General features: G+C 64.3%; 12 protein-coding genes. 11 read left to right on the top strand and 1 reads right to left on the bottom strand.

Translation table 11 applies throughout. From position 1 onward, the window contains the following. Positions 1–53: 53 nt before the first annotated feature. On the bottom strand, positions 54–812 hold the full coding sequence (locus ACVOMF_RS18490; RefSeq protein WP_481510565.1) for a Crp/Fnr family transcriptional regulator: 759 nt from the start codon (positions 810–812) through the stop codon (positions 54–56). 111 nt (positions 813–923) lie between these two features. On the opposite strand from ACVOMF_RS18490, the gene hisS reads away from it, so the two are divergent. From hisS to ACVOMF_RS18435, 11 genes are all read left to right on the top strand, one after another. After that, positions 924–2,333 (top strand): histidine--tRNA ligase, encoded by a 1,410-nt coding sequence (gene hisS, locus ACVOMF_RS18485; RefSeq protein WP_481510564.1) that lies wholly within the window; start codon positions 924–926, stop codon positions 2,331–2,333. Between the two features lie 425 nt (positions 2,334–2,758). Further along, positions 2,759–3,085, top strand: coding sequence for a YerC/YecD family TrpR-related protein (locus ACVOMF_RS18480; RefSeq protein WP_481510563.1), 327 nt, complete (start codon positions 2,759–2,761; stop codon positions 3,083–3,085). Between the two features lie 9 nt (positions 3,086–3,094). Further along, a complete protein-coding gene (gene hisG, locus ACVOMF_RS18475) occupies positions 3,095–4,006 on the top strand; it encodes an ATP phosphoribosyltransferase (protein ID WP_481510562.1) in 912 nt (303 codons plus the stop codon). Further along, positions 4,003–5,298: a histidinol dehydrogenase gene (gene hisD, locus ACVOMF_RS18470; RefSeq protein ID WP_481510561.1), complete on the top strand. Its 1,296-nt coding sequence runs from the start codon at positions 4,003–4,005 to the stop codon at positions 5,296–5,298. The genes hisG and hisD overlap by 4 nt, the downstream gene beginning before the upstream one ends. A 2-nt stretch (positions 5,299–5,300) precedes the next feature. After that, entirely contained in the window at positions 5,301–6,374 is a 1,074-nt protein-coding gene (gene hisC / locus ACVOMF_RS18465; RefSeq protein ID WP_481510566.1) for a histidinol-phosphate transaminase, read from the top strand. After that, positions 6,371–7,444 (top strand): bifunctional histidinol-phosphatase/imidazoleglycerol-phosphate dehydratase HisB, encoded by a 1,074-nt coding sequence (hisB, locus tag ACVOMF_RS18460; RefSeq protein WP_282272334.1) that lies wholly within the window; start codon positions 6,371–6,373, stop codon positions 7,442–7,444. The genes hisC and hisB overlap by 4 nt, the downstream gene beginning before the upstream one ends. Beyond that, positions 7,441–8,040, top strand: a complete 600-nt coding sequence (hisH, locus tag ACVOMF_RS18455) for an imidazole glycerol phosphate synthase subunit HisH (RefSeq protein WP_296248101.1) — start codon at positions 7,441–7,443, stop codon at positions 8,038–8,040. The genes hisB and hisH overlap by 4 nt, the downstream gene beginning before the upstream one ends. Beyond that, positions 8,037–8,771 carry a 1-(5-phosphoribosyl)-5-[(5-phosphoribosylamino)methylideneamino]imidazole-4-carboxamide isomerase gene (hisA, locus tag ACVOMF_RS18450; protein ID WP_296248099.1) on the top strand — a complete coding sequence of 245 codons (735 nt, stop codon included), beginning with the start codon at positions 8,037–8,039 and terminating at the stop codon, positions 8,769–8,771. The genes hisH and hisA overlap by 4 nt, the downstream gene beginning before the upstream one ends. Next, positions 8,765–9,541: an imidazole glycerol phosphate synthase subunit HisF gene (hisF, locus tag ACVOMF_RS18445; protein WP_282272328.1), complete on the top strand. Its 777-nt coding sequence runs from the start codon at positions 8,765–8,767 to the stop codon at positions 9,539–9,541. Before hisA ends, hisF begins: the two co-directional genes overlap by 7 nt. Further along, entirely contained in the window at positions 9,531–10,169 is a 639-nt protein-coding gene (hisIE, locus tag ACVOMF_RS18440) for a bifunctional phosphoribosyl-AMP cyclohydrolase/phosphoribosyl-ATP diphosphatase HisIE (RefSeq protein ID WP_481510560.1), read from the top strand. The genes hisF and hisIE overlap by 11 nt, the downstream gene beginning before the upstream one ends. A 280-nt stretch (positions 10,170–10,449) precedes the next feature. Then, positions 10,450–11,973 (top strand): calcineurin-like phosphoesterase C-terminal domain-containing protein, encoded by a 1,524-nt coding sequence (locus ACVOMF_RS18435; protein ID WP_481510559.1) that lies wholly within the window; start codon positions 10,450–10,452, stop codon positions 11,971–11,973. Positions 11,974–12,197: the final 224 nt, after the last annotated feature.

Raw genomic sequence — 12,197 nt, 5'->3', positions numbered from 1 at the left:
GGCTTTATCGGTAGCGCCGCAGCCGAGCATGGCTCGGCTCTACAGATGGAGCGTCAGAACTCGTCGTTGGCCAGCTGTTGCAGTTCGGCGAAATCCAGGATCTCCACCACATTCAGGTGGGGCAGGGCGATTAGGCCCTGCTGGCGCAACTTGGTAAAGGTACGGCTCACCGTCTCCATGGTCAGGCCAAGATGGTCGGCGATATCGCCGCGGCCCATCGGCAAGGAGACCCGGTTGCTGCTGCGGCCGTTCAAGGTTGCCTCGCGGGCAGCCAGGCGCAGCAGGAAGTCGGCCAGCCGCTCCGGCGGCTGCAGGCGGGCCAGTGCAAGTGCATTGTCCTGGGCCGCATCCAGCTCCTGGCAGGCGCGTTGCAGCAACTTGCGTTCCAGGTGCGGGTAACGCTGGCGCAGATCGCGCATCTGCGTGGTCGGCACCCGGCAGACCCGGCTGTCGGCAATCGCCTCGATATCGTAGCGATGGTGGTCGCTGCCGCTCAGGCCCAGATAATCGCCCGGCAGTACGAAGCCGTTCACCTGGCGGCGACCGTCGGCCAGGGTGCGCACCAGGCGCAGCGCGCCCTCGGTTACTGTATAGACATAAGCGCGCGGCTCACCGGCACGCGCCAGCGTAGTGCCCATGGCGACTGGCGTGGAGACGGTTATCTGCTCCAGCGCATGTACCTCATCACAGGACAAGGCCGAGCACACCGACAGGTGGCGAACCGAGCACTGCAGGCACTCGCGCCCGCCATTGCCTTCGGCGGCAACAGACGAAACGGGGTATTGCTCGGTGCCTTGGGCTGGCCGGGACATGTCTACAACAGGGGGGGAGGGTGCCCCAAATTGTACTTCATGCGGCCAGACGGGCGGTGTGCGGCTAGAATTGGCGACCGTTCCCCCTATTGAGTTGCAGGAGTTTTGCCCGTGATCAAGCCCCGTACCCCGCCCGGCATCATGGAATTGTTGCCGCGCGAGCAGATCGCGTTCCAGCGCATGCTGGACGTCATCCGCCGCAACTACGAGCGCTTCGGGTTCCTGCCGGTGGAAACCCCTGTGTTCGAGCTGTCCGATGTGCTGCTGACCAAGTCCGGCGGCGAGACAGAGCGCCAGGTGTACTTCGTGCAGTCCACCGGTGCGTTGGCCAATGCCGCCGAGTCGGCCGACAAGGGCGGCCTGCCGGAGATGGCGCTGCGCTTCGACCTGACCGTGCCGCTGGCCCGTTACGTGGCCGAGCACGAGCACGACCTGAGCTTCCCGTTCCGTCGCTACCAGATGCAGCGTGTCTACCGTGGCGAACGTGCCCAGCGCGGCCGCTTCCGCGAGTTCTACCAGTGCGACGTCGATGTGATCGGCAAGGACACGTTGAGCATCCGTTACGACGCAGAGGTGCTGGCAATTATCTACGCAGTGTTCTCTGAGCTGCGTATCGGCAACTTTGCCGTTCAGCTGAACAACCGCAAGCTGATGCGTGGTTTCTTCGAAGCGCAGGGCGTTGTGGATGCCGGGCAGCAGGCGCTGGTGCTGCGCGAGGTCGACAAGCTCGACAAGCGTGGCCCGGACTATGTGCGTGAAACCCTGGTTGGTCCCGACTTTGGTCTGCCGGCTGACGCCGTCGATCGCATCCTGTCGTTCGTCGAGGTCCGTTCGAGCTCGCACGCGGACGCGTTGGCGCAGATCGACGCGGTATTGGCTGCTGCAGGCGACTCGGCCAGCGAATCGCTGCGTACCGGTGCGTCCGAACTGCGCGAAGTGCTGGAGCTGGTGAAGGCACTGGGCGTGCCGGAAGCCGCGTACTGCCTGAATTTCTCCATCGCCCGCGGGCTGGATTACTACACCGGCACGGTGTACGAGACCAGCTTGGTTGATCACCCGCAGATCGGCTCGATCTGCTCGGGCGGCCGTTATGACGACCTGGCCAGCCACTACACGAAGTCCAGGTTGCCGGGCGTTGGTATCTCGATCGGCCTGACCCGTTTGTTCTGGCAGCTGCGCGAGGCCAATCTTATCGACGGAATCGCCGAAAGCAGCGTGCATGCGATGGTCGCGTTGATGGACGAGGCGGCGATGCCGCAGTCGTTGGATATCGCTCGTCGCCTGCGGGCCGGCGGCATCAATACCGAAGTGCAGATGGAGCCGAAGAAGATCGGCAAACAGTTCCAGTACGCGGCCAAGGCCGGCATCCGCTTCGTGGTGCTGGCCGGTGAGGACGAGCTGGCGCGCGGCGTGGTGGCGGTGAAGGATCTGCTGCGTGAGCAGCAGTTCGAGGTGGCCCGGGATGAATTGGCTTCTACCCTCCAGGTGGAGCTGGAACAGACCCGCGCGATGGCGCGCTGATGAAAAGCCCCGCATAGCGGGGCTTTTTTTTGTCTGTAGTGGGGGGGGGGGGGGGGGCGGGGGGGGGGGGCGGGGGGGGGCGGCCGGGCGCGGGGGGGGGGGGGCGCGGCGGGCGCCCCCCCGGCCGGGGGGGGGGGGGCACCTTTTGGCCGTCGCAAGGCGGGGCGGCAAGTGGCCCGCCAACGCCGGCGCCGCCCCTGGCGGGGCACTACAGATCCGCTCCCTCCCTTTCGCGCAGCGAAGGGGAGGGCTGGGAGGGGTAAGCCTTCTACCGACGGATGTGGCGCCGGCTTCGCGGCTCACGCCGCTCCCACATAGGTGGCTATACCTGTAGTGCCGGGCACGGCTCGGCACTACCGATTGGGTCGTTTGACTCGGGGTGCGTTTCGCACTAATGTATTAGCACGCTATTACATTGATACATGATGAAAACACGCCCTGACATCGAACGTGAAAAGCCATCCGACGCCCCGTTGAAGGCGCTGGCGCGTACGTTGGCTGCGCTGGACAAGCCGCAGGAGGTGCAGGCCTTCCTGCGCGATCTGTGCACGCCGGCCGAGCTGGAGGCCATGGCGGACCGCTGGCGGGTGGTCCCTTTGCTGCGCAAAGGTGTGCCTTATCGCGAGATCTATGACCTGACCGGGGTGAGCGTCACCACCATCGGCCGGGTCGCGCGTTCGCTCGAGCACGGTGCCGGTGGCTATGCCGCCGCCATCGATCGCCTCGCCACGCGCAAAACCGAATCCAACTGAGATAACCCCATGAGTGCTTCAACCTCTGCCCCGGCACGCGACCGGTTGCGTATCGCCATTCAGAAAAGCGGCCGCTTGGCCGATCCCGCGCGTAGCCTGTTGGCAGCCTGTGGCCTGAGCTGGCGGCAGAGCCGCGACAAGTTGTTCTGCTTCGGCGAATCGCTGCCTGTGGACCTGCTGCTGGTGCGTGATGACGATATTCCGGGTTTGATCGCCGACGGTGTCTGCGACCTGGGCGTGGTCGGCTTGAACGAGCTGGACGAACAGGCCAAGGCCCGTCGCCAGGTCGGCTTGCCGGACGCTTACCAACCGTTGCGTGGCCTCGGTTTCGGTTCCTGCCGTTTGATGATCGCGGTGCCGGAAGACTGGGATTGGCAGGGTGTGCAGATGCTGCAGGGCAAGCGCATCGCCACCAGCTACCCGGCCATCCTTGCAGCATGGCTGAAAGACAAGGGTGTCGACGCGCAGGTTGTTGAACTGTCCGGTTCGGTGGAAATCGCACCAAAGCTCGGCACCGCTGAACTGATCTGCGATCTGGTTTCCAGTGGCGCCACGCTGGCCGCCAACCAGCTCAAGCCGGTGGAAGTGCTGCTGGAAAGCGAAGCGGTACTGGCTGGTCCGGTGCACGAACTGGATGACGCCCGCGCGGGTCTGATGGCAATGCTGCTGCGCCGTCTCGACGGTTTGAGCAAGGTGCAGGACCAGAAACTGCTCATGTTCAGCGCGAGCGAAGACCGCGTTGACGAACTGGCCCGACTGTTGCCCGACGCCGAGCCGCTGCTGCGCCTGCCAGGGCAGGGCGACGCCGTGCGTCTGCAGACGATGTGCAGTGGCGCACTCAGCTGGCAGCGGCTGGAAGAGCTGGAGCGCGCCGGCGCGCAAGGCCTGATGGTCTTGGCCGTGGAGAAGTCGTTGGTATGAACATCCTCGATTGGAACGCGCTGGATGCCGATGCACAGGCGCGCGCTCTGACCCGTCCAGTACAGACTGTTGCCGCGCAGACCCGCGATTCGGTCGCCGGTTTGATCGCGCAGGTGCGCAGCGTCGGTGATGTGGCGCTACGCGAAATAACTGAGCGCTTCGATGGCGTTGCGCCGGAACGATTTGAGGTCAGCGAAGCTGAGTTTGCTGCCGCCGAATTGGCGGTTTCCGCCGAGTTGCGCATCGCCATGCAACAGGCTGCCGATCGCATTGATACCTTTCACCGCGCAGGCATGGCGCAGCCGTACAGCGTGGAAACCGCACCCGGCGTGGTCTGTGAAAAAGTCATCCGCCCGATTGCGCGGGTCGGCCTGTACGTCCCCGCGGGCAGCGCTCCCCTGCCATCGACCGCGCTGATGCTCGGTGTGCCGGCCAAGCTGGCCGGTTGCCGCGAAGTGGCGTTGTGCACACCGCCGCGCAAGGACGGCACGGCCGATCCTGCAGTGCTGGTGGCCGCGCGCCTGACCGGCGTGCACCGGGTGTTCAAGATTGGTGGTGCGCAGGCCATTGCTGCCATGGCCTATGGCACCGAATCGGTTCCGTCCTGCGACAAACTGTTCGGTCCAGGCAACAGCTTCGTTACCGAAGCCAAGCAGCAGGTCGCCCAGTCCGGTGCTGCCGCCATCGACATGCCGGCTGGTCCTTCGGAAGTGCTGGTGATCGCCGATGCGGGCGCGAACCCAGCGTTCGTCGCCGCCGATCTGCTCTCGCAGGCCGAGCACGGCCCGGATTCGCAGGTGCTGCTGCTCAGTGATGATGCTGCGATGATTGCCGCCGTGCAGGATGAGGTCGAAGCACAGATCGCACAGCTCAGCCGCGAAGCGATTGCCCGCCAGGCGCTGGGTGCATCGTTGCTGATCAAGGTGGATTCGATCGCGCAGGCATTTGAGATTTCCAACCGCTACGCGCCCGAGCACCTGATTCTGGCCCTGCGCGAGCCACGGCAGTGGTTGGATAAAGTGGAAGCTGCCGGCTCGGTGTTCCTTGGCGATTACACGCCCGAAGCGCTGGGTGATTATTGCTCGGGCACGAACCATGTGCTGCCGACCGCCGGTGCCGCCCGCGCCTACAGCGGCGTCAGCGTCGCCAGCTTCCAGAACCAGATCAGCGTGCAGGCTGCAAGCCGCGAAGGTATCGCCGGCATCGGCCCCTGTGCCTTGACTCTGGCTCGCGCCGAAGGCCTGGGTGCACACGCCAATGCGGTTGCGTTGCGGCTGGGAGTGGCACCGTGAGTATGCTCGATCTGGTACGCGAAGATCTGCGCGACTTCGGCGGTTACTCCTCCGCGCGCAGCGCCAAGCTGCAGGGCGATATCTGGCTCAATGCAAATGAATCGGCATGGGCGAATCCCGGCGACGCCGCTGCCAGTTGCCGTCGTTACCCCGATCCGCAGCCGCAGCTCCTGCGCGAGCGTCTGGCAGATATGTATGGTTGCCAGCCCGAGCAGCTGCTGATCGGCCGCGGCAGCGACGAAGCCATCGATTTGCTGGTGCGCGCCTTGTGTGTGCCGGGCCGTGATGCGGTGTTGTACACGCCACCGGTGTTCGGCATGTACGCGGTCAGTGCGCGGCTGCAGAATGCACCCGCGCTGGAAGTGCCGCTGTTGGATACCAATGCGGGGCTGGTACCTGATATCGACTCCATCATTGCCACTGCCAAGCAGGGCAATGCCAAGCTGGTGTTCCTGTGCTCGCCGTCCAATCCCGGTGGCCTGAGCATTCCACTGCAGCAGGTACAGGCCGTAGCCGAGGCGCTGCGCGGGCAGGCGCTGATAGTGGTTGACGAGGCCTATGGCGAGTTTGCCGATGCGCCTTCCGCCACCACCTTGATGGATCGCTTCGACAACATTGCGGTGCTGCGCACCCTGTCCAAGGCGCATGCACTGGCAGCTGCACGCATTGGCTGTGTGATTGCTGATGCAGCCCTGATTGCGGTGCTGCGGTGCTGCCAGGCGCCGTATCCAATTCCTACGCCGTGCTCTGTCCTCGCGCTTGCCGGCCTGGATGACACAGCGCTGTCCCAGACCCGCGCCCGCATCGCTACCGTCCGCAGCGAGCGTAGCCGGTTGCGCATCGCCTTGGCACTCCAGCCTTGTGTACGCCACGTTTACGGCTCGGACGCGAACTTCCTGTTGGTACGCTTCAACGATGCCGAAGCCGCTTTTCAAGCCTTGTTGAATGCCGGCGTGGTGGTGCGTGACCAGCGTGCCGCGCCGCAGCTGCAGGACGCCCTGCGCATCACTCTGGGCACCCCCGAACAGAACGACCGCGTCCTCGACGCACTTGCTACGCTGGAGCTCACCGCATGACCCCCATTCTGTTTGTCGATCGCGATGGCACCTTGATCGAGGAGCCGGCCGACTTCCAGATCGACGCCTATGAGAAAATCCGCTTCGTCAGGAACGTGATCCCGGCGATGCTGAAACTGCGCGATGCCGGCTATCAGTTCGTCATTGTTTCCAACCAGGACGGCCTCGGTTCCGAAGGCTATCCGCAGGCCAGCTTCGACGGCCCGAATGACTTGATGTTGCAGATCTTCGCCAGCCAGGGCATTACGTTCCGCGATGTGCTGATCGACCCGAGTTGGCCGCAGGACAACAGTCCAAACCGCAAGCCGGGCATCGGCATGATGGTCTCGTATCTGCAGGACCGCAGCATCGACTGGGCGCGCTCGGGCATGGTGGGTGATCGTCCCACCGATATCCAGTTCGCCGACAACATGAAGATACGGGGCTTCCAGCTGCGCACCGGACAGTTCGGCGGCGAATGGGACTGGGATGCCATTGCCCATGAACTGGCCGACGCGCCACGCCGCGCTACCGTGCAGCGCGATACCAAGGAAACCCAGATCCGCGTGTTCGTCGACCTGGACAAGGTCGCCAGCTCGAAGATCAACACCGGCCTGCCGTTCTTCGACCACATGCTCGACCAGATCGGCCGTCATGGCGGCTTCGCGCTGGAAGTGGAAGCCAAAGGCGATCTGCACATCGATGAACACCACACCATCGAGGACACCGGTCTCGCGTTGGGCCAGGCCTTACGTGAAGCCTTGGGTGACAAGCGCGGCATCGGTCGCTATGGCTTTACCCTGCCGATGGACGAGACGCTTGCCAGCGCCGCGTTGGATTTCAGTGGCCGCCCTTACTTCGTGTTCGACGGCGAGTTCAAGCGTGAGCGCGTTGGCGACATGCCGACTGAACTGGTGCCGCATTTCTTCCGCTCGCTATGCGATGCCAGCGGCTTGAACCTCAACCTCAAGGTGGAAGGCGAGAACGATCACCACAAGGTTGAAGCCTGCTTCAAGGCCTTGGCACGCGCCTTGCGCCAGGCCATCCGCAAGGAAGGCACCGAACTGCCTTCCACCAAGGGCGCGTTGTGAGCAGGGTTGGTCTGGTTGATGCCGGCGGCGCGAATCTGGGATCGGTGCGCTACGCATTGGAGCGGCTGCAGGTTGACGTGCAGATGGTGCGTGCGCCAACGGATCTGGCCGGCCTTGAGCGGGTGATACTGCCCGGTGTTGGTGCTGCGGCCGAAGGCATGAAGCGTCTGCATGCGCAAGGATTGGTGCAACCGCTGCGCGAGCTGCAGGTGCCGTTGATGGGTATCTGCCTGGGCATGCAGTTGTTGTTCGAGCGTTCGGAAGAGGGTGATGTGGAGTGCCTTGGCTTGCTGCCGGGTATCGTCCGCCGCCTGCATCCCGGTGTCGGCGTGCGTGTGCCGCACATGGGCTGGAACAAGTTGCTCGCCCTGCGCGAATCGCCCTTGCTCGATGGCGTGCCGCTGGGCTCGAGCGCTTACTTCGTGCACAGCTACGCCGCTCCTGTCACTTCCGACACCGTCGCTGCCTGTCATCACGGCGGCCTGTTTACCGCAGTGGTGCAGCGCGAACGCCTATGCGGGGCGCAGTTCCATCCCGAACGTTCGGCCGGGCCGGGCGCACGCATCCTGCAGAATTTTCTCGAGATTGCCGCATGAGTTTCATTGTTTACCCCGCGCTGGATATCCGTGACGGCCGCGTCGTGCGCCTGTTGCAGGGCGATTACGCCAAGCAGACCACGTACGGTGACGACGCCTTGCCGCGCGCGCAGGCATTCGCTGCGACCGGCGCGAGTTGGATGCACCTGGTCGATCTGGATGCGGCCAAGGCCGGCGGCTATACCTTGGCTCCCTTGTTGCAGCAGATCACAGCGACCACCAAACTGAAGGTGCAGACCGGCGGCGGCGTGCGTGGCCGCGATGACGTCGCCCGCATGCTTGATGCCGGCGCCAGCCGTGTGGTGATTGGCTCGCTGGCGGTACGTCAGCCCGAGCAGGTGCTGGCTTGGCTGGCCGAGTTCGGCGCCGAGCAGCTGACCATCGCGCTGGATACGCGTCAGGGTGAAGACGGCATTTGGCGCTTGCCGGTGCACGGTTGGACCGAAACCGCAGACGTGACCCTGGATGAGCTGGCCCAGCGTTACGCGCAGGCCGGCATGAAGCACCTGCTGTGCACCGACATTTCCCGCGACGGCATGCTGTCCGGTCCGAATATCGAACTCTACGCGCATCTGGCGCAATTGCTGCCTGGCGTCGCCGTGCAGGCCTCGGGCGGTGTGCGTGATGCCGACGACATCCGCGCGGCCAAGGCTGCAGGTTGCGGCGGTGCCGTGCTCGGCAAAGCCTTGCTGGAAGGCCGCCTGCAGCTGGATGAGGCCTTGTCATGTTGAGCCGGCGCATCATTCCCTGTTTGGACGTGCGCGAAGGCCGCGTGGTCAAGGGCGTCAAGTTCCGCGACCACATCGACATGGGCGACATCACCGAGCTGGCGTTGCGTTACCGCGACCAGGGCGCCGATGAGCTGGTGTTCTACGACATCTCCGCCAGTCCGGAAGGCCGCTCGGTCGACCGCGCCTGGATCGAACGGGTGGCGCGCTTGATCGACATCCCGTTCTGCGTCGCCGGCGGCATCCGTGATGTGGAAACCGCGCGCGCCGTGCTCAATTCCGGTGCCGACAAGATTTCCATCAATACACCGGCGCTGGAGCGCCCGCAGTTGATCGCGGAGTTGGCTGAAGCGTTTGGTGAGCAGTGTGTGGTCGTCGGTATCGACTCCATCCGCGAAGCCGACGGCCAATGGCGGGTGCGCTCTTACACCGGTGACCCAAGCAAGACCCGCGCCGAGGCAAGGCTGACCTTGGACTGGGTGCGTGAAGTCCAGTCCCTCGGCGCAGGTGAAATCGTGCTGAACTGCATGGACAGCGACGGTGTGCGCAAGGGGTACGATATTGCACAGTTGCGCCAGGCCCGGGCGCTGTGTACGGTTCCGTTGATCGCCTCTGGCGGCGCGGGCACGCCGCAGCATTTCGCTGATGTATTCGAACAGGCTGACGTTGACGGGGCTTTGGCCGCCAGTGTGTTCCACTCCGGCGCCATCGCAATTCCGGAACTGAAGCAGTTCCTGCGCGAACAACAAATCGAGGTTAGGGATGTCTACTGAATTCAAACCGGTTGATCCGGCCGCATTGGACTGGGAGAAGGTCAACGGCATGATCCCGGTCATCATCCAGGATGAGGCCACGCTGCGTGTGCTGATGCTTGGCTATATGGACCGCGACGCACTGGAGGCCACCCGCAGCAGAGGCAAGGTCACCTTCTTCAGCCGCAGCAAGAAGCGGCTGTGGACCAAGGGCGAGACCTCAGGCAACCATCTCGATCTGGTCGACATCCGCAGTGATTGCGACAGCGACACCTTGCTGGTTACCGTCCGCCCGCATGGCCCTACCTGCCACACCGGCGAGACCAGTTGCTTCAGCGCCGCACCGGGCAACTTCCTCGGCGCATTGAATGCCCTGATCAAGCAGCGCGAGCACGATCGCCCGCTTAACAGCTATACCACCAAGCTGTTCGAGAAGGGCGCACGGCACATCGCGCAGAAAGTGGGCGAAGAGGGTGTGGAAACCGCACTTGCCGGTGTCGTGCAGCGCGATGACGAATTGCTGGGTGAATCGGCCGACCTGCTGTTCCACCTGATCGTGTTGCTGCGCGCACGGGGCCTGTCGCTGGATGATGCGATCGGCGTGCTCGAAGACCGCCACGCCAAGGCAGCGGAAAAGGCAGCCAGCTGAGCAACTGTAGTGCCGAGCCATGCTCGGCAGGGGCTTTACGGGGAAATCCAAACGCCACCGGTAAGGCCCAGCCGAGCTTGGCTCGGCTCTACAGGAAAACCAAACGCCTTCGGTAAGGCCCAGCCGAGCATGGCTCGGCTCTACAGGGAAAACCAAACCCCACCGGCAAGGCCTAGCCGAGCATGGCTCGGCGCTACAGGTTTCTGTCGCCACCTGCCGCAATGCCTTTGCAGCATCCCGGGGCGATAATGGGCACCTGCCCATTGTCGTCGAGGACTCCATGCGCCCATCCCTGCTGACCGCTCTGTTGCTGGCTTGTGTGCCATTTGCAGCCAGCGCCTCCTGCGTCGACGGCACGGTATTCCTCGACAGCAACGGCAATGGCCGGCAGGACGTGGGTGAGAAGCCGCTGGCGGGCATCCGGGTATCCGATGGCGAGCACATCGTCAGCACTGGCCAGGATGGTCGCTATCAGCTGCCAACTTCCAACCAGCCCAATATCTTCATCATCAAGCCGGCAGGTTACAGCGCGGTCAAGCGCGGCGATGGCCTGCCGGACATCTGGCGGCCACAGGTGGGCGAGGGCGACCAGCAGTGCCGGCCGTTCGCGCTGAAGCTGGAGAAGAACCCGCCCAGCAGTTTCCAGGCGCTGTTGCTGGCTGATAGCCAGACCAGCACTGCGCTGGACGTCGGCTACTTCGAGCGCGACATCATTGAACCGCTGCGCGGCAAACATCAGGCGCGCCTGGGCATGACCCTGGGTGATATCACCAATGACGACCCCAGCCTCTATCCCGCGTTGACCAAGGCGGTCACCTCGCTGGGTGTGCCTTGGCTGCACGTGCCAGGCAACCATGACATGGATCTGGGCGCTAGCAGCGACGCCGATTCGCTGGCCAGCTTCCATCGCCAGTTCGGCCCGGACACCTACGCCTGGGAAGAGGCCTCGATGGTGTTCATCGGCATGGACGACATCATCGCCCAGCCCGGTCAGAAGCCGGCCTATGTCGGCGGTCTGCGCGAGGATCAGTTCGCCTTCCTCGAGGCCTACCTGCCCACCATTCCCAAGGACAAGCTGGTGGTGCTGGGCTTCCACATCCCGCTGTTCGACCACGTTTACCGTACGGAAGATCGCGCCCGTCTGTTCAAGCTGCTGGAGCAGGTGCCGCATCCGCTGATCGTCAGCGGTCATACCCACAACCAGAGTCAGGTGTTCTGGGGAGCCGCGCAGGGTTGGAACGGCGCCAAGCCGCTGCACGAATACAACGTTGGCGCGGCCTGCGGGGCGTTCTGGTCCGGAGTGAAGGACGCGCAGGGCATTCCCGACACCACCATGGCCGACGGGACGCCGAACGGCTATGGCTTGCTCAATATCCGCCCGCAAGGCCAGTACAGCGTCGAATACCGCGTTGCTCGTGCGCCTGCGGACCAGCAGATCGCTCTGCATGCACCGAAGGTGCTGCGGCAGGGCGCGTACCCGGCCTGGGGCATCTACGCCAATGTGTTCATGGGCTACGAAGGTCTGCCGGTGGAGTTCCGTGTCGACGGCGGCGAATGGCAGCCGATGAAACAGGTCAAACAGGCCGATCCGCGTTTGCTGGTGGAGAACATTGCCGACGATCTTGCCAAGGAACTGCGTGGCTACGATCGCTCGCCGGAGGCCGTGCCATCCAGTCATTTGTGGCGTGCCGCATTGCCGACCAAGCTGAGCGAGGGCGAGCATGCGGTGGAAGTACGCACCACATTGAATGGCGTCGAATACCGCAGCCAGGCCAGCTACCGGCTGCAGACCGCACAGCCGTAATAGCTGCGGCTGTTGTGGGGGGGGGGGGATGCCCGGACCCGGGGGGGGGGGGCGGCCCCGGGTTTTTTTTGTTTGGCCAAAAAAAAGATTAGGGGGGGGGGGGGGGGCGCCCCCCCCCCCCCCGCGGGCGGGGGGGGGGGGGGGGGGGGCCGGGCCCCCCCCCCCCCCCGCCGCGCGGCCGCGCGGTCCGTGGAAATAGGCCTGGATCCAGGGGTGGTCGAAGC

The organism is Stenotrophomonas sp. STEN022, assembly GCF_056760155.1.
This window is presented reverse-complemented; position numbering and strand designations above follow the sequence as displayed.